This is a genomic window from Pandoraea thiooxydans (assembly GCF_001931675.1).
Taxonomy (GTDB): Bacteria; Pseudomonadota; Gammaproteobacteria; order Burkholderiales; family Burkholderiaceae; genus Pandoraea; species Pandoraea thiooxydans.
This window is the reverse complement of record NZ_CP014839.1, coordinates 490,326-507,644: the sequence shown is the minus strand read 5'-3', so window position 1 is coordinate 507,644 and position 17,319 is coordinate 490,326. Positions and strand designations below refer to the sequence as shown.

At 56.7% G+C, this 17,319-nt stretch carries 17 protein-coding genes, 1 pseudogene and 1 other annotated feature; of the genes and pseudogenes, 3 read left to right on the top strand and 15 right to left on the bottom strand.

Going from position 1 to position 17,319, the window contains the following annotated elements; genetic code table 11:
* Positions 1–32 precede the first annotated feature (32 nt).
* Complete coding sequence (locus PATSB16_RS02345; protein WP_047212454.1) at positions 33–1,073, bottom strand: KpsE/RkpR family capsule polysaccharide export protein; 1,041 nt, start codon at positions 1,071–1,073, stop codon at positions 33–35.
* Positions 1,074–1,200: 127 nt separating this feature from the next.
* Complete coding sequence (locus tag PATSB16_RS02340) at positions 1,201–1,545, bottom strand: hypothetical protein (RefSeq protein WP_047212453.1); 345 nt, start codon at positions 1,543–1,545, stop codon at positions 1,201–1,203.
* 65 nt (positions 1,546–1,610) lie between these two features.
* Here PATSB16_RS02340 and PATSB16_RS02335 point away from each other — a divergent pair, with 65 nt between their 5' ends.
* Positions 1,611–1,868 carry a helix-turn-helix domain-containing protein gene (locus tag PATSB16_RS02335; protein ID WP_047212452.1) on the top strand — a complete coding sequence of 86 codons (258 nt, stop codon included), beginning with the start codon at positions 1,611–1,613 and terminating at the stop codon, positions 1,866–1,868.
* A gap of 247 nt (positions 1,869–2,115) precedes the next feature.
* Here PATSB16_RS02335 and PATSB16_RS02330 read toward each other — a convergent pair whose 3' ends face one another.
* From PATSB16_RS02330 to PATSB16_RS02270, 13 genes are all read right to left on the bottom strand, one after another.
* Positions 2,116–3,075, bottom strand: a complete 960-nt coding sequence (locus tag PATSB16_RS02330; RefSeq protein ID WP_047212451.1) for a helix-turn-helix transcriptional regulator — start codon at positions 3,073–3,075, stop codon at positions 2,116–2,118.
* The gene (locus PATSB16_RS02325; RefSeq protein WP_047212450.1) at positions 3,072–4,583 is read right to left on the bottom strand and encodes a DUF2779 domain-containing protein; all 1,512 of its coding nucleotides are present in this window, start codon (positions 4,581–4,583) and stop codon (positions 3,072–3,074) included. The genes PATSB16_RS02330 and PATSB16_RS02325 overlap by 4 nt, the downstream gene beginning before the upstream one ends.
* 38 nt (positions 4,584–4,621) lie before the next feature.
* Complete coding sequence (locus tag PATSB16_RS02320) at positions 4,622–6,718, bottom strand: AAA family ATPase (protein WP_047212449.1); 2,097 nt, start codon at positions 6,716–6,718, stop codon at positions 4,622–4,624.
* A gap of 108 nt (positions 6,719–6,826) precedes the next feature.
* Positions 6,827–8,458, bottom strand: a complete 1,632-nt coding sequence (locus PATSB16_RS02315) for an ATP-binding domain-containing protein (protein ID WP_047212448.1) — start codon at positions 8,456–8,458, stop codon at positions 6,827–6,829.
* Between the two features lie 141 nt (positions 8,459–8,599).
* Positions 8,600–10,108, bottom strand: a complete 1,509-nt coding sequence (tnpC, locus tag PATSB16_RS02310) for an IS66 family transposase (protein WP_047212447.1) — start codon at positions 10,106–10,108, stop codon at positions 8,600–8,602.
* A 68-nt stretch (positions 10,109–10,176) separates the two neighbouring features.
* Positions 10,177–10,542, bottom strand: a complete 366-nt coding sequence (gene tnpB, locus PATSB16_RS02305) for an IS66 family insertion sequence element accessory protein TnpB (protein WP_156884564.1) — start codon at positions 10,540–10,542, stop codon at positions 10,177–10,179.
* A complete protein-coding gene (gene tnpA, locus PATSB16_RS02300) occupies positions 10,509–10,853 on the bottom strand; it encodes an IS66-like element accessory protein TnpA (RefSeq protein WP_047212445.1) in 345 nt (114 codons plus the stop codon). The genes tnpB and tnpA overlap by 34 nt, the downstream gene beginning before the upstream one ends.
* 167 nt (positions 10,854–11,020) lie before the next feature.
* Positions 11,021–11,842: an SIR2 family NAD-dependent protein deacylase gene (locus PATSB16_RS02295; protein ID WP_047212444.1), complete on the bottom strand. Its 822-nt coding sequence runs from the start codon at positions 11,840–11,842 to the stop codon at positions 11,021–11,023.
* A 100-nt stretch (positions 11,843–11,942) separates the two neighbouring features.
* Positions 11,943–12,365, bottom strand: a complete 423-nt coding sequence (locus tag PATSB16_RS02290; protein ID WP_047212443.1) for a hypothetical protein — start codon at positions 12,363–12,365, stop codon at positions 11,943–11,945.
* A gap of 57 nt (positions 12,366–12,422) precedes the next feature.
* Positions 12,423–13,058: a hypothetical protein gene (locus PATSB16_RS20755; protein ID WP_156884562.1), complete on the bottom strand. Its 636-nt coding sequence runs from the start codon at positions 13,056–13,058 to the stop codon at positions 12,423–12,425.
* A gap of 115 nt (positions 13,059–13,173) precedes the next feature.
* The gene (locus PATSB16_RS02285) at positions 13,174–13,437 is read right to left on the bottom strand and encodes a hypothetical protein (protein ID WP_156884560.1); all 264 of its coding nucleotides are present in this window, start codon (positions 13,435–13,437) and stop codon (positions 13,174–13,176) included.
* Between the two features lie 324 nt (positions 13,438–13,761).
* Positions 13,762–14,304: a DUF5384 family protein gene (locus PATSB16_RS02275; RefSeq protein WP_206093663.1), complete on the bottom strand. Its 543-nt coding sequence runs from the start codon at positions 14,302–14,304 to the stop codon at positions 13,762–13,764.
* Between the two features lie 14 nt (positions 14,305–14,318).
* Positions 14,319–14,969 (bottom strand): glycine zipper 2TM domain-containing protein, encoded by a 651-nt coding sequence (locus PATSB16_RS02270; RefSeq protein WP_206093662.1) that lies wholly within the window; start codon positions 14,967–14,969, stop codon positions 14,319–14,321.
* Here PATSB16_RS02270 and PATSB16_RS02265 point away from each other — a divergent pair.
* Positions 14,968–16,020 carry a helix-turn-helix transcriptional regulator gene (locus tag PATSB16_RS02265; RefSeq protein WP_047212440.1) on the top strand — a complete coding sequence of 351 codons (1,053 nt, stop codon included), beginning with the start codon at positions 14,968–14,970 and terminating at the stop codon, positions 16,018–16,020. The two genes, PATSB16_RS02270 and PATSB16_RS02265, sit on opposite strands and share 2 nt — an antisense overlap.
* Before the next feature lie 83 nt (positions 16,021–16,103).
* Positions 16,104–17,241 (top strand): annotated as a pseudogene (locus PATSB16_RS02260) (IS3 family transposase).
* Positions 16,382–16,497: a sequence feature (AL1L pseudoknot), on the top strand. It overlaps the preceding pseudogene by 116 nt.
* Positions 17,242–17,319 lie beyond the last annotated feature (78 nt).

The following is a 17,319-nucleotide window of genomic DNA, read 5'->3' as shown; positions in this document are numbered from 1 at the left end:
GAGTCCGATGTGGACAACTCGAGAAAATATTCTCATCGGAGGAGCCCCCAAAGTACCAGAGTGCCTAACAGCACACCCATCATCCATTCAAGACGTCGAGGTAACTCGGGAGCATGAGGACGAGACGGTGCACTGATGATGTTCAGATAGTATTTGTTCTTGGTTGCATTCAATTGGGCTTGTTCGACAGCCGCCTCAACTTCATGCAGCAAGGCGATATCGTTGTCCCGCGCAACCGTCAGTTCTTCATACCTCGCGGCCCCCCTGGAGAGTGCCCTCCCGGCAAATTCGGTGCTTTTTATCTTCGCTTGTACCGCGCCAATCGCAGCGCGCAAATTTTGTACAACCGGGTTATTGGGTGTGGCACGAGCAATCGCATCGAGCTGCGCGGCGTCGCGCGTCTTTTGTTCGCTAAGCGCATTCAGAAGCACCAGATTCGAGGCGTAAAGCTTCGATGGGTCATGAATACCAGTGGCAATACGGTAGGCAGCGAGTGCAGCCTCATCGAACTTCAGCTTTTCCTCTACCGACGTGCGCCGCTCAAGCGCATTCTTCATGTAATCGGCTTCCTGCTGCCGATTCATGCTGTCGATATGGCGAATGGAATCCTGCAAGACCTGCTCGGCGATGGCTGTCGCAATGGTGGGCGAGTAGCCTTCCACCGATAACGAGATGATTCCGCTATTTTGGTCTATCGCGACGTTCACATGGCTTTGGTAGTAATGCCATAGAGTGATGTCGCTTTTTCTAAAAAATGTTTTCAACCCGCCAAAACGACTGACAACATCACCTTGCCCGTACTGCAACGGCAAGTTAATGGCTCTGGCTACATTTCGGTATTCGTCCCATGAGCCAATATAATCTTTGACGATGTATGCGCCCTCGGCCGAGTTTCCGCCACCGGCACCCGAGAGCATCGACGACAAACTCTGCGCAGACTGGCCAGGCTTATAAACAATGAGCGATGCCGTCGATACGTATACCGCAGACGCAATAAAGCAGAAATACAGGGCGGAAATTATGTTGGGAACCCCAACGACGGCCCAAAAGAGCGGGCGATGAAATGTTTTCATGTTCCCCGAAGCGTCAAGTTATTCTGTTGCCGGCTACCGCGAGCCTGCCTCGTGTGTGAATGGCACGCCGCCCGCCGCAGGAGCGGAATCAGCGATCTCAGAGCAGTTTGCTGATGCACGTACGCTCTTAGCCGTCTGGCGGCCCTCCAGATTCAATCTCGCGTAGGCACGCAAGAAATATCGGGTCGCCCACCAGACCGTTGCGATGCAATTCGACCAAACGCGCTCGGCGCACATGCGTCGGTTGGGCTTCGTCTCCGATCAACTCGCGCACCAAGTCAATGAGTCTGCGGCGCATGCGCCTGCGTGCAAGCATGTAGATGGCAGCCGCTGCCGGGCCGACACAGAAACTGGCTAATACCCAGCACAGTTGAGGTACGACGATCCGATGGATCTTCAGCCTGCTCATGTCAACCAAGATGCCTGAGGCCACGCCCACGGCGGCAATTACCCAAATTACTTCGTCCTTCATTCAGAGCCCCCGATAATACCATATACGCATTTAGTATATTCGGTATACCGATTTAGAATGTCTCCATGCCCCATCCCATCCATGATCCTCGTTACCAACGAATTGCCGCGCTGCTCGCCGATCTGCGCAAGCAGCGCGGCCTTCTTCAGCAAGACCTTGCCGATCGGCTTGGCCGGCCGCAGGCGTTCGTGTCAAAAGTCGAGAGTGGGGTTCGGCGTCTCGATCTGATCGAACTGACGGACTACCTGCGCATGCTCGACGTCAACCCCAAGGACTTCATGGATCAAATCCTGTCGTTATCAAAACTGCCCCCGCTCGGCTAAATGCCATCAGGCGCCATTGAGCCGAAGCGCGGCTGCAATTCCCCACGCTTTGCTGGTAGTGCCCGTACGACAAATTTCTGAACGCCGCCATTTGCTTTCTTGCCCACGCTCACAGTGCATGCATCATGCACTACGACAGAGACATTTTTCGTCTCGATCGAATCCATCCCCAAAGCGACTGCAAGTATTTGTCGCCACTCACTTAACCAAGGCAGATCGTCTTGCGCTCCGCTTCATGCGGAGTCCGTCAATCAACTGGTTCTTTCTTGACTGAATGGACGGCTTCACCAAACCCACGGATCCACCATTCCAGCTGTGCCGTATCAACAACCGTCGCGACTATCTCAAATTCACCATCGCAAACCACTACCTGCTGGTCCTCAGAGAGGCGCGACTCCAGTAAGTGCCGGCCAGCCTCCTTCTGAATGCGGAAGCTTAATCGGATGCGCTTGCCCTCCCCGAAGCCAAACTTGCCATCGGCGTCGTATTTTCGGAGATCGAAATCCTTGGGTCTCTCAAACTGCAGGTTTGTGGCCCGTGCCGAAACTATCCGGTGAAGCGCCAGGTTGCGCTCATTGTCATAACCATCGTACCGACACACCAGATAAATTCTTGACTCCTGCTGAGCAAGCCCGAGTGGCATGACTCGTGCCTTGGTGCGCCAATCCGCCGCGTTTTCATATTCCAGTTCAAGCCAGCTATCCGCATACAAGGCGTTACTGACGGCCTCGAATACGCCCGGCCGGATTTTCGGTGGCAAAAGCGGTTGCGTCATGCTAACGACCCGTACCTTCGATAGCCACTCCCTGTCTCTCCGGCCATTGGCGAGTGGACCAAGGTTGGTTCGCGCCTGTCGAAAAAATCCATCCATCGATTTCATCAGATTGGCCGGCAGGAGATTGCGCAGATGTTGCTCCGCCAGTGTCAGCAAAAGCGATTCCTGCTCACTCAAGCCGGGTAAGGTAAGCCCCTGCGAGCACGCCTTCCATCGATAGCCGAACGGCTTGCTGGTGTCGTCCCGTTCAATATCGAAATGCTCGCTAAGCATCTCCAATTGCCGCTGAATGGTTCGCAATTCCCGGTCAAACCCGGCGCTGATCAATTGCTCGTGCAACTCCGCTGCAGAAACTTTCCGATTCCTGGGAATGCGACGCAACAATTCAAGAGCGAGCTGGACCGTCTCTAATGTATCTGGGCGCTTTTTCATTTTCCTGAGAGCTTTAACTCATGCCGACCAACGAAAAACTGCCATAGCCTGACCATTGCGTAAGTATCGAGTCCGCAATAATCGGTGAGCTGTTCCTGGATCTGCTTTTTGCGAGCGATGGCGGTTCCGCTGGCAATGGCTTCAAGATATGCTTCCATCGCCATGCCACCATCCTGCACGCCGCCCAAAGCGTCGTATCGCAACTCGGGCGCGACGGCCGGCAGTACTTTTTTGATGCTCCAGCTGCCTTGTTGCTGCGGATGATAGAAATGGGTCTGGGCCACGGGCAACAAATCGACTACCCGCGCCTTGATAGCGAGCAGGCGTGGCCTGAGCCTCGGATATCGCTCTGCCAACTCTTGAATACGAGAATTTTCGAAGGCAGCGTTATAGACGAAAACCGGCCCTCGCTCCCCGCACGCCACAATCAAATGCTCAGCAAAAGCCTTGGACGGATCATTGCCCGACACGTCGAGAAATCCCCGACGCTCAAGCTTCCCTGATCGCCCTAGGCGATGCACGCTGAACTGAAACGGTATCTGCTGATACGGCCTGGTGCCTTTCCAGATGGGCACGGCGAACTGGATTGTTTCGAAGTCGAGAAAGTACGCCGGCAGTTTATGACCTGAAAGCGCCTGGGCCGCACCAGCCGAGTCGAAAAATATCTCTCCCGACAAAGTATGTTGCTTAACCCGGCATTGGCGTTGAGTCAAAAGCTCATCCGGTATCTCACGCATGTCGATTACGCTTTCGTCTGCGGTAAGTTGATCTAGGGCGGCCTTCCTTCTGCCAGGTAACCAACTCACGGGATACTCAGTTTGTGGCCCCAGACTCTTGCAATAGGCGGTGAATCCACAGGGGTAAGGATTGTTGCAATGATTTCCCATCCTGATCCCCGGTTCTTCTACCTTTGCGACAATCTCCCTGGCCGCGCGGATCCATTGCCTGACCTCGCTTTCACGCGAAAAAGCGTCGCTGGTCATGTCCTGCTCGATCAATAGTCCGCGGTAGTCCTCCCCTCCAGGATAGACCCACGCGCTGTCAATGTAAGCAAGCGCTACTGCCACCAGCGGGACGCCTGCCCGGCGGGCCGCGAACGCCTGTACCGCAACGTCGTCGCGGTGATACTCCTTGACGGTGGTTGACGACTTAACCTCGACCATACGCCAAGCCTTCTGCCCTCTCGATCGCGTCGGCAGCATGACGTCTGCAAACGCATATGCTCCGCCGGCCGAGAAACCAGCTTCAAATACCGGCCTGGCCAGCTCCAAAAGCTCCGCCGTCTGCGCAAATGCCGCCCCGTATCCGTCGCGAGCGAGATCGATGAATACCCCCCGTCCGCGTGGGTCATAGAGGCGCTGCGCAATCTCTCCAACACGGTGCCCCGTCCTAAGTTTCGCCTGGGTATCAACCGAGTGCTCACGCAAATCTGGACGATGAAACTCAAGCCAAAGGCGCTTTTCGCACTGACGATAGGCTATCAACCGCGACTTGGAAAAAGATCGCATATGTTCCCTCGATCGAAGAAGACCTGCCTCGCCCTCTGTTAAATGAAACCAATTGCCTGTCGGCGGTGGCCCTTGAGCGCGCATTCCTCTTCCAGCGCTCTGACGAAGTCATCTGCTCTCTCGAACGGATAAAATCGGTGACGCCTTGCAACTGCCGCATAATCCCCCGGCGCCAACATGCCAAGTCGGCTAATGCGAAATTTTAATTCTGGCGTCGGCGCCTCAAGCCCAAGTACCTCGATTTGCCGACAAAGCAGCGCCCACGCCTGCTCCGGCAATAGATAATCAAATTCAATTTTCAGATCAAAGCGTCTCAGGGCGGCCGGATCAAAGCCATCAATCAGATTGGTCGAGGCGACAAATATCCCCGGAAAATTTTCCATCTGCGTCAACATCTCGTTGACCGCTGTAATCTCCCAACCCCGGCTCGCGCCTCGTCGATCCTGCAGAAAGCCATCCACCTCGTCGATGAGCAGTAAAGCGCTATCCTCGTGCGCTTGGCGAAATGCCATTGCAAGATTTTTCTCGCTCCCGCCCACCCACATTGAAAGCAAATCCGACGCCCTCTTGACGATCAGCGGCATGCCGAGTTGCCGCGCGAGCCAATGGCCAAATGCCGTCTTGCCTGTTCCAGGCGGGCCATACAGGCACAGACGCCCCGCGCGCGTCACCTTCAGACCGCTGGCGACCGCATTCAAGTCGCTATTGGCGCACACCACGGAGGGGTCATAGCTTGGCGACAGTGCCTCACGTCCGCGCTCCGGAATCGGCTTGTACCCCTGGGCTAGCAAGGTACTGTTGACAATACGCTCCAAAGCTGCAGCGGGATCGCATGCGTCGGGTCGCCCCTGAAAAGATAGAACGACTGAGGCCGCCTGGGTCACCAACGCAGGCGATAAACTATCGGACTCGGAAAAACGTTGGATAGTCGGTTCATCCAGGACACCACCGGCTGTTGCCCCGATGATCTTGGTCCGCTGTTTCCTTGGCGGCACGGGCAGCTCGATGACCATGTCAAATCGACGAATGAATGCATTATCGAGACAACGCACGGAGTTCGACAGCCACAGCGCAGGCACTCGGTTGTTCTCAAGCATTCGGTTGATCCACGCCTTGTGTACCTGAGCCGTGCTCTTGCGTCCCCATGGATCATCCGCGTCATCGAACACATCCTCGACTTCGTCGAAGACGATCAATGCCCGACGCTGCGAAATGAAGCTTTGTGCCGCGCGAAAGGCGCGCAACCGCTGAGCTCCGTCAACTGGATCGCCATCAGCGTCCTCACTCGCAATCTCGAACAACTCGCACTTCAAGTGAGCTGCCAGAGTTCTGGCCAACTCGCTCTTGCCCGTGCCGGGGGCACCGTAAATGAAAATATTGACGCCGCGCTTGCTGACGGCGACTGACTGACTCAAATATGGACAAAGAATCTGCAGCCAATCCTCGACATGTGCGTAATCCTCCAAAGACAACTGCGCTGATGCGGCTGGCACGACTGCGTCACGCAATAGGTGCACTGGATCACTGTCAGTTGACACGATACGATCCGCGAATGTCTCGGACAATAGGTCAATCTTTGAGCCGAGCGTTGCCGCACCGCACGAAGATATCGCCATCAACCCAGACTGCGCCAATGAACCATGCGGATCCAGCGCGCGACGAACCTCCGCCTCGGCGATATCGAGAATGATCGATAACGTGCGGAACAACCGAATCGTCGTTAACTGGCCAAGCAGATCGGCGGTATCGTCCATCACCGGTTCTGTCTTGAGCATTACTCCGAACTCAAGGATCCGGCAATCGGTTTTCGTCAGACCGACAAGTTCGGACAATCGCGCCACGTTCCGGGACAGGCAAGTGTTCGGCTCGAACCCCGCGGATTGGGTATCCATCTCGCGATATAGCTTACTCAATTGCGCTGTGACAACTCGCTCGTCCAAAGCGAACGGATCATCATCGTGTTTATGGTTCAGTCCGAAAATTTCGACCAACCCACCAACGCGCAGGCACTCTCCTCTGATCACGCGGCTCTGCGCTCCCAACGGAACCAACATGCGCAGCAACCAAATTTTCATCATTGGGGATACAGCGTCCGGTGCGTTCGGATGCTCAACTCGAGCACGGCGTTTTCTCATGCGATCATCTCCTCGATCTATGGAGATGATTGTCCTCACTGTTGCGTCAAAATGTGTCGCATCCGGTGCTAACGAAGTCCTTGACCGGACCACACATCGAACGTCTCATCAGAGCCGCATCAGCAGCTTCGCCGCCGACCGCTCGGAGGCCACGATAATGAGTTTCATCGTGGCCCGCGTCGCACCCACGAATATTCGCCGAAATACATTTTCGTCGAATTCGGCAAAATCCACCTCGGTCAAGATGACGCATGGGGCACATTGCCCCTTGAACCGAAATACTGAGTCGACCAGCAGATTGCCTTCGCGGTAAATCGGCGCACCGGCCAGGTCATATTGCCCCGTGAAACTGCGCAGTCGATAGGGTCCCAAGCGATCAAGGTTTGTCAACCAGGATTTGTCTCTCCCCTGATATGTTAGTAGCGCAATATCAGACTGCCGAAAACCAAGCGCCGCGGCATCCGCCAGGGCCTGCCTGGTCGCCGCGCCGACGCCCCCCTCTGGGTAGGACAGCAAACCAACCTCGGTTCCGTCAAATAGCCCAGCCGCTTCGACGGGCAACGCTGCATCAGCCAAACGCTGAACGAAGCGGACGATGTCTCGAGGACTGCGATAGTTCGACATCGCCCGTAGCTCGACCCAGCCTGACCGATCAACATGAGGGCGTTGATACAGATTCTGCATCGGATCTTCAAGCCACCACCACGCGCCGTCAGGCAAAAGCAGGCGCTCAAGTGAGTCAAACCACTCCGGTAGGAAGTCTTGACCTTCATCTACCACAATCACGTCGAAGCGAAATGACTCGGGGATCTGTCCGTCAGAAAACGCGTGCTCAAGCCTCTCGAACGCGTCATGCTGCCGAAAATCCACCTCGACGCCGCCGTTTGACAACACAGCCGCGCATAATTGGTGGAAAGTCACGGCCGATACATCGTCGGGAGCGATCGCGCGAACATGGTCGGCTAGCGGTCGATTGAAACAGACGTAAAGGGCCCGCCGACCCGCCTCCGATGCATCTCGCAGCACACTGATAGCCAGCTGCGTTTTCCCTGAGCCGGCGGTGCCGACTACTCGGAGACGAAAAGGATGGAAATGGATACTGCGCGCCCAGGTCGCCAGCCCGCCCGAGACTCTCGTCACCAGCTTTGATGCGGTTCCCGCTATCGCCCCTGCATCGGGCGCCAAGGACAAAGTATCGGCCAGAAAATCATGGATTCTGTCATGGCAAGGAAACTTATCCTCTTCGAGCGGCAGGATTCGGGTGATCGTCTCGGCCAGGGTGTCCCGACGGGATGCATCGACGATGCGAGACGCGTTCACGCCGGCGATGTCCGGACGGCTGACGTTGTAATCGGGGCAATACAGCAGTTCCTCGACGCGGTACCCGTGGGGACCGAATACCATGGCGAGCCGATGTTGCAGCGCCGACACCGAGCGGGCAAGCTGGATCGAGACGCTCTTTGTGCCACCGGCATACACTTTGGCCAAACCTTCCGCTGTTTCTTGAAGCACACCGGATTTCTGCTCGATGACAAGTACCCGGCCCGAAGGAGCCACCACGACGAAATCCAGTTCTCCGAATACCGAAGAGTCGTTCTTGAGACGAGTCCAATGGACAGAGTGGTAGACAGTGTACGCATCGGAAAGCGCAGTCTCGAGCTCGTGGAGTGTTTCGACTTCGCGTTGCAGGCCACCGGCCAAGTGAAGGGATTGCCATCCGTCGGGCAGTATGCGGGCCATTATTCGCACCTACTCGGCTTGATGTCCAGATAACGCCGACTCCAGCGCTGAGGCTGTCGATAAGCTTTCATTGATCCCCGTCCGATGGCATGACGGTAAGCGCCCGGCGAACCCATCTTGACGACGCTTTCAGAACGGGACTTAATCGAGCGGTTCCCAGCAGTGCGGCAGCAGTTCACCGATACGGCTGGCCGGCTGGGTTGGCAGCCGCTCCAGAATATCCTTCATATACGCATAAACATCGTGCCCGTTGAGCCGGGCCGAATGGATCAGGCTCATCACGGCAGCAGCGCGCTGGCCGGCGCGCAAACTGCCGGCAAATAGCCAGTTCTTGCGTCCGGTCGCAATCGGCCGGATCTGGTTCTCCACCCAGTTATTATCGATGGGCAGCGCGCCATCGTCCAGGTAGCGCGTCAGCGCGCCCCAGCGTCCCAGGCTGTAATCGATCGCCCTGGCGGTGGCGCCGCCATCCGGCACCCGTTGCCGCTGTGCCAGCAGCCAGGCATGCAAGGTATCGGCCACCGGCCTGGCCTGTTGCTGCCGCATCTCGTACCGTTGGTCAGCATCACGGTCTTGTGCTGCCCGTTCGACCTCGTACAGCACGCCGAACAGCTTGAGCGCCTCCTCGGCAATCTGGCTGCTGTGGTTGGCCCACAATTCATGGAATTTGCGACGCGCATGCGCCATGCAGCCGGCTTCCGTCACACCTTGCCTGAACAGCGCCTTGTAGCCACTGTAATCGTCGCACACCAGCGTGCCGCGCCAAGCACCTAGAAACGCATCGGCATGCCGGCCGCCGCGACTCTCGGCAAAGTCGAACACCACTGCTTTCATCGGATCAAATGCCGTACTGCAGTAACTCCACAAGTAGGCCCGATGCGTCTTGCCGTTGCCGGGCTTAAGCATTTGCACCGGCGTCTCGTCGGCATGCAGTACCGTCTGCTTTAGCAGCGCTTCGCGCAAGGCTTCCACCAGCGGCTGCAATTGCACGCCGCATTGGCCAACCCATTGCGCCAGTGTGGAATCCGCAATGCCTAACCCGGCACGCTCGAAGATGTCGGACTGCCGGTACAAAGGGAGGTGGTCGGCGTACTTGGCCACCAGCACATGCGCCAGCAAGCCGGCGGTCGGAATCCCCTTGTCGATGATGTGCGGCGCCACCGGCGCCTGCACCAGCGTCTCGCATTGGCGGCACGCCCATTTGCCGCGCACATGGCGCTCCACCGTGAAGACGCCTGGTTGGTAATCGAGCTTCTCGGCAATATCCTCGCCGATGCGCTGCAACTGGCAGCCACAGCGGCAGACGGTCGATGCCGGCTCATGATGGATGTCCTTGCGCGGCAGAGTGGGCGGCAAGGGGGTACGTTTGGGTTGCTGTTTATCTCGGGTGCCGGCTGCCGGTGGCGCCAGTTTCTTGATCTCGAGTGACACCGCTTCCATGTCCATGTCGAGCGTCTCGAACAACAGCCGTTGCTGTTCCCCAGTATAAATTTCGCTGGTGGCAGCGAACTTGAGACGCTTGAGCGTGGCATTCTCGTGGGTGAGCTTGTCGATCAGCGTTTGCTTGGTGCGGACCTCGACCATCAGGCGCGCAGCCAGTTTCCGCACTTCTTCTTCGCTGAGCCGATCGAGGTCTGCCGGTGAGTTCATGCGCCGCAGTTTGCCAGAACCGGGGCGCCGGGTGAATCGAAACTGTTTACATCCCTGTGGGGAATCCGTCACACCACGGTGATGGCATGGTCTTGCGCCAGGGTCTGCCAGGGCAGGCCTGTTACCAGTGCCCCAAGCTGCTCGACATTGAGCGCAACGGTCATGGCGGCGGTGCCATCCGTCCAGGCAAAGCGCCCCTTGTTCAGACGTCGCGCCGCCAGCCAAATACCGAAGCCGTCGTAGACCAGCACCTTCATGCGCGTGGCGCGCTTGTTGGCGAACAGGTAGGCATGGTGGGGCCGTGCGGCGCCGAACACCTTGACCACCCGTGCCAGGGTGGTATCGGCACCGGCGCGCATGTCCAGCGGCTCGGTGGCCAGCCAGATGGCGTCGATGCGGATCACCGCAAGACCTCGCGCAGCCAGTGTGCGCATTCGGTAGTGGCCGCCATCGGCCAGGACACGGCCACACTGACCGGGCCTCGCCGCAGTTCAAGCCGAATGTCGGCCGCACCGCTTGACGCGGCGGGCGCGATTGGCACTGGAATAAAGCCATCCATCGCCGACATCGTCACCGGGGTGCAGCGTGCCAGGGATTGGCGACGCCACTTGTGCACGATGTTGGCGTTGATGCCGTGGGCCATGGCCACGCGCGCCACCGACATGCCGGGTTGCTCGCATTCTGCAAGAATTTGCGCCTTGAGCGTTGCGCCGTAACGGCGCCGTTGGATCTTCGTATCGGTCATAGGTGTCCACCTGTTTTTAGGTGGGCACCATGATCCTTACGCTTACGGCGCTTCTCAAGATGACATTGCCGGGCGCTTACGCATGACGCTACATATTGAGTTTTATTCCCTTCGGCAAAAGTCTAACGCAAGTTCCTCATCCCCTCCTGACATGCCGCGTCAACAACTTAATCAGTTTCAAGCGCCTTGATCGCGCGAAGTGTTTCGAGCGCAGAACCTGCAATTCCGATGCCGACATGAGGTGCGATCGCATAATCATTGGTATTGATACGAATAACGCGTGGTCCATGCTTCTCGCTAAAGCGACGCACAGTCGAAACCACCTTGCCTGCGCCGATTTCAATAACAACCAGCTTCGAAACGCACTCGCGCCAACGCTCGAACTGCGCATACTGTCGCTCTGTTCTCTCGTCGATCCATTCATAGTCGTCGAACATCAAAATGTTCGGACGCGTCATTGCCCCACACCGCGGGCAGGTCGGCAATTCACTCAACAGCCGGCACGTATGAGAGTCGACGAAAACCTGCAGCTCATCGGCGGACCATATCGCGCGACTGCACAAATCGGTGCATTGCAGATAATGGATTGAGCCATGGCATTCAACGATTCGTTCGTCGGGGTACCCGGCTTTCTGAAACTGCCCATCCACATTACTCGTATAGACAAACAGGCCGCGAGGCATCCGAGCCGCCCACTCCCGCAGAATATAGAATCCCGGATGTGGTGTAGTCCGTCGATACAGTTCGAGGCGGTGGCCATAAAAGCCCCACCCGAGAGTTGGTAGCGCGCGCATCGCGGCAGGAGAGGCGATCTGGTGGAATGCCATACCGGTATCTTCAAAGGCGGGATAGGCCCGCCAGAAGCCTCGCTTGCTCCGGAAATCGGGTAATCCGGAATCCACGCCCATTCCCGCACCCGCAGTAACGAGCAGGCCATCGGCGCTGGTCAGCCAGCTTACCGCCAAGGCGATCTTTTCTTTGTCAGACAATCCCACGCTCAATGCTCTCCCTAGGCACTGTCTCGGCAATGCCCGCGCGTGCTTTCGACGGTGGCCGCTCACAGGCATGGGACGCTCGCGCCGAAAAGCCCTACAAATCCTCCGCCCATTTCTCCCAGAAGCCCGGGACATCATGATGCTTATTGCGCAATGCCCGACTCAACGGCAAACACTCGAACCTCGCTCCCGGGATCCGCGTGGTGCCATCGGGGTTTTCAAGATAGGCGGCAACTTTCTGATAGATCGGGTCAGCAAGATCGAAAGGCACATCAATATAGATTCTCCCGTCGTAACTCCGCAGAGCGTCCTCCGACGCAAAATGGGCACAACACTGCCACGCAATAAGGTTGGCATCGAGCCACTCGATGATATTCACGCGAGCGGGATGCGTTTCCCAATCACATCGCGGCCGGTCAGGATCGAAGGTGAGCTTGCACTCTGGGAACCAGACAAAAACGACATCGCGTGCCTTCGCTCGGCTGATAGCGTCGATATGTTCAATGAGTTGTGGCATTTCTTTACGTGCTGCGGAAACAAACTGTATGGAACGCAGCGTCGACGCGGTGGTCGGTTAAGGGAGTTCAATTACCAAAGAGTGCAGACTAGGATTGTGCACAAAAGGATGATACGCTGCCCCAATTATTCCCAGATCGTTGAGTGCTTTATCGTACTTCATTTGCAGCATCCCAAGATTGATTCGAGCCAGACCAGTCGGATATTTTTTCCTTATCCACTGTGGATATGACCCCGTGAGATTCGCAGGATCCGAATGGTTCAGAAAATGTACGATGTAAACGGGCACAGGTCCCCCGGTTACACCGCTCGGATCGGGGAATCCCTTCCCACGAATCGCTGTCGCTTGATTGCATGCCTGCTTTATTGTTTTTTTTATCAGCGGAGTGTCATTTGAGAATGTGCATTTGAATTCCGCCGCGAAAACTGCCGCGAGATTTTCAAAGGCGATAAGATCAATTGGCGGGCGCACTCCCGGCAAGGTCTTTTCCATCACATAAGAAAAATCTCCTGGCGGGGTTTCCAATTCCAAATGACACGCTGTCAAAAACTTTAGCTCCCTTTCGACATTTCCATTGTTCAAAAGACAATTTGTCGGCAGAGCAGTCAGGCAAGTGCCGAGATGATTTAAGCAGTTATTGAAAGCCTGATGTATGGGCATGCGATTCCCCGATTTAAATTTTTTATTCAGCATCCCAAGCTGATGCCTGCGTCCGCATCAATAACTTTCATGCAGAAGATCATCATTGCGCCCTGATGCAACGCCGAGTATATCGGAATCCATGCAGATCCATCTGTTGAACAGCATGCTACCTCCTCTTGTTGCGAGCGCTGTCCAGTTCATTGATCGTTTTCGCGAACAATTCCATAATCTGCCATTGCCGCGATAAGTTTTCCTTCCACGATTCGAGCGGCGCAGTGAATGTGATCTTCGGCGGGCCGTCAATAAACAGCGTCGCATGTGCGAGTCGCGTGCCGTCACCCTCTGCCATGTCATATGCGGACACAAAGCCGCGGACATTTCCCTCAGGCACGTCGAGAAGCGTCACTCGGATATTTTCGTCAGCGTCCATTGCGTGCCCCATCGCACTCTTTCATTTTTCTCATCGAGCCAAGTTGAATTTTTCCTGAACGCATGACACGACCCGCTCCACCAGCGCCTGGCACTTGGTAGGCCCCAGGAAAATAAGGACGCTCCAGTTGCACTCCGAGGTCTCCACGCTGCCTCTTGGGAGAACGTCCACGATACGACATTTGCAGTCATTCGGACACTCCGCGACTAAGGATGCGTTGACTAAATCCACGAGCTCCCCGGCCGACTTTGACTCTCGCATCATTTTTTTAAGTCGATCAACATCCATGTCAACGACAACCCCGTGTCACGCGGACGAAAACACCTATTTGAACCACCCGGACGCATTCTTGACGCGTGCCTTGCCCGTGTCCTCGAGCAGGGATTTTGTGCCTTGGGAGAGGGCTCGATTGGCATCAGCGCGCGATTGGACGACATCTGTTTGGGCAGCATCCTGCCGCAGCTCCTGGTCGATGAAGTCATTTGCTCGCGCCACTCGTGCTTTCATCGCCTGAAGTTGCAGTTGCTCCCTCTCGATTTGCAAGCTGCGCAACTGATCCTGATACGCCTGCGCTCGCTTCTTGTCGGCCTCGGCAGCCGCCAATTGCCGGTCTCGCTCAGCTTTGCGCGCCGCTTGGGCAGCGGCCAAAGCGGCGTCATGCTTGCGCTGGAGCTGATCCTGGCGCAGCGCTTCCTGTCGCGCCTGTTCCCGTCTCGCCGCCTCGGCAGCCTTCTGCGCAGCCTCGTCGGCGGCCCTCTTTTGCATTTCCGCCGAATGCACCGCTGCAATTTGATCCGCTAGCGAGGGTGCGCCATACGCATTCGCAAAAATCGCCATCGCCGCCCCAACAATGAGTGCTTTCTTCACGAGAGGATCCTCCGTTATTTTTTTGCGATGGGGCAAATGGCGTTCGGCTGAATTCTTGTCTCATTCGGACCAGTCGATATCATTACGGCTTCGCCGGGTGCAAACTGACACAGCGCACCGACCTGCGCCGAGTTATATGTCTGACCGTCTTGCACATATGTAATCGACACACCATCGACGAGCGTCTGACTACCAACCATTGAGCCGGCTGCCGCCCCCGCGACGCCTCCGGTCACCGCTCCCAGTGTCGTATTGCTGGCATCGCGATTGCCAATGCTGTGTCCAATCGCCCCGCCAGCGACCGCGCCAAGAATGCCGGCGAAAATTTGAGCGGCCTGCTTGGCTTGCCGATTATCGACCTGAACCTTGGCAGGCATGACCGCGAGAATCCTGACCGTACGCGCAGCTTGGCGCGCGTTGACCTGATTGGCTTGGTAAACATTTGCCGCATATTGTTCACCGGTGGCTTGACACCCAGAGAACAGCACTGTGACAGCGATCGCACCGCAAAGAAGAGCGCCGGCTTTTTTCATTTCATCCCCCGATAATTCATAGGCACCAAGATCGGATTCCGGTGTTTTTTGCTTTCGCCGGTCCATCCTGTCTTGCAAGTATTGATCGCTTATGAGACATTTTGCGTCTCTTAAAAAAAAGAAATCGAACATGACCAAACTAGAGGACTCAGGCATTCTTGCCTGCCTGCCAACGCCTAAATCCCCCGAACCCTGGATCAGTACGCCAGACATAACCCGCAAGTTGAACGATCAGGGGTGTGAGGTCCGTCATGTAAAGACGGTCCAGCGAAGACTCGAAAATCTAGCCAGCATCGGCGTCGTCGACTGCCAAGAGCGCGGAAAGGCGCTGTTATGGCAAAGGAAAGAGGGAGCCAACGGGTTTGCCGCCAAGGCTGCAGGGCTGATGACATTCGATGAGGCGCTGGCGCTCCAGATCTTGAAGAGATTCGCCTCTCGGCAAATCCCAACGCTGGTCACCGAGGTTTTGGACGGCCTGTTTGGCGTTGCCCAGGCACGCCTTGAGAAGAGCACAGTGCCCGAGGGGATGCGTTATGCCTCATGGCAGCGCAAGGTGACTGCCGTCGACGGCGCATTCCAGTTGCAGTCCCCAACCATTCCTGACGACATTTTCCCTGCCGTGTCCCGAAGTCTGTTTCTGGAGCAACTGCTCGAGATCGAGTATCACTCGCGATCCGCCCCGGGAAAAATCGTCAAGCCTCAAACCGTCATGCCGCTGGGTTTGGTCGAAGTCGGTGGAAATCTGGTGTACCTGGTGGCCCGGTCGGTGATAAACGGCGAAGCCAAACCCAACCAAGCGATGTATCGACTTGATCGGATGCATGCCGCGAAGGTGCTTCCCGACCCGTTCAGCTACCCCAGTGATTTTGAGCTGTGGTCGTATGTTGAAAAGGAGCGCCGATTCGACTATTTCCCTGCCGAAGAAGCTAAGGTTGTCCTCCGCTTTCTGGACGGCACACAACACGCGTTGCTGGAAACGCCACTCTCCCGGGATCAAACAATTGAAAATCACAGCGATGGGTCAATGACTGTCACGGGGCACATCGTTTTGAGCCAGCGGTTCAAGTGGTGGCTACGGGCCTATGGCCCATACGTCGAGGTCATCGAACCGCAGGCGCTCCGAGCGGAATTCGCCGAGGAAGCAAAGCTCGCATACCAGCTATATGATTCGGCCGTTGCCTAACGTATCAATGGCATGGATTCAAGGGTGATCAACTGAATCACCCGGGGGTTTGAGGAGGCTCCGACTTCTGAGCAGATGGAGCCATGAACAAAACAACCAAATTTTCACCCGAGGTACGCGATCGCGCGGTTCGCATCGTGCAGGAGCATCGAGGCGGGTATCCGTCTCTACGGGCTGCTGTTGAAGCGATTGCTCCCAAGATTGGCTGCGTGCCCCAAACCTTGCTGGAATGGGTCAAGCGCGAGGAGGTCGATACGGGCTTACGCGACGACTTGAGCACCACCGAGCGTGAGCGGCTCAAGACCCTGGAACGCGAAGTCAAGGAGCCGCGCCGAGCCAATGAGAACCTCAAGACGGACAGTGCGTTTTTGCCCAGGCGGAGCTCGACCGCCGGCTCAAGTCCTGAAGGCATATGTCGACCAGTACCGGGAGGTGTATGGGGTCGAGCCGATCTGCAAGGTCCTGCGGATAGCCCCGTCGGGATGCTGGTGTCATGCGGCACACACCCGGAATCCCGCTGTGCGTTGCGCACGCGCCCAACGTGATGACGAGCTGATCCCAGAGATTCAGCGTGTCTGGCATACCAATATGCATGCCTTCGGTGCCGACAAGGTTTGGAGGCAGATGAACCGGGAAGGGGCTGCAGTGGCGCGGGGCAAGGTGGTGCGAACTACAGTGCCGGATCGTTCGGCACCTTGTCCGCTCGACCGGGTGAATCGGCAATTCAAGGCTGATCGTCCGAACCAGCTGTGGGTGTCTGAGTTCACCTACGTTTCGACCTGGCAGGGTTGGCTGTACGTGGCGTTTGTGATTGACGTGTATGCCCGACGCATCGTCGGCTGGCGTGTCAGCAGCAAGATGCGCACCGGCTTCGTACTCGATGGGCTGGAGCAGGCGCTGTACGATCGCCAGCCAAGGAGCTCGGACAGCTTGGTTCATCATTCGGACAGAGGATCGCAATACGTCTCCATTCGATACACTGAGCGGCTCGCCGAGGCAGGCATATAGCCTTCGGTCGGCAGCCGAGGCGACAGCTACGATAACGCTTTGGCCGAGACGATCAACGGGCTGTACAAGGCCGAATTGATCCACCGCCGCGCTCCCTGGAAGAACAGGGAATCTGTCGAGCTGGCGACGCTGCAATAGGTGCATCGGTTCAACCATTGTCGACTGCTGGAGCCGATCGGGCAAATTCCTCCAGCCGCAGCCGAGGCAAACTAATGGAAGCAACAGGCCAACGAGACCGGCCTTGAGGTCTCAACTTAATCCAACCGGCCTCCACGAATTCCGGGGCGATCC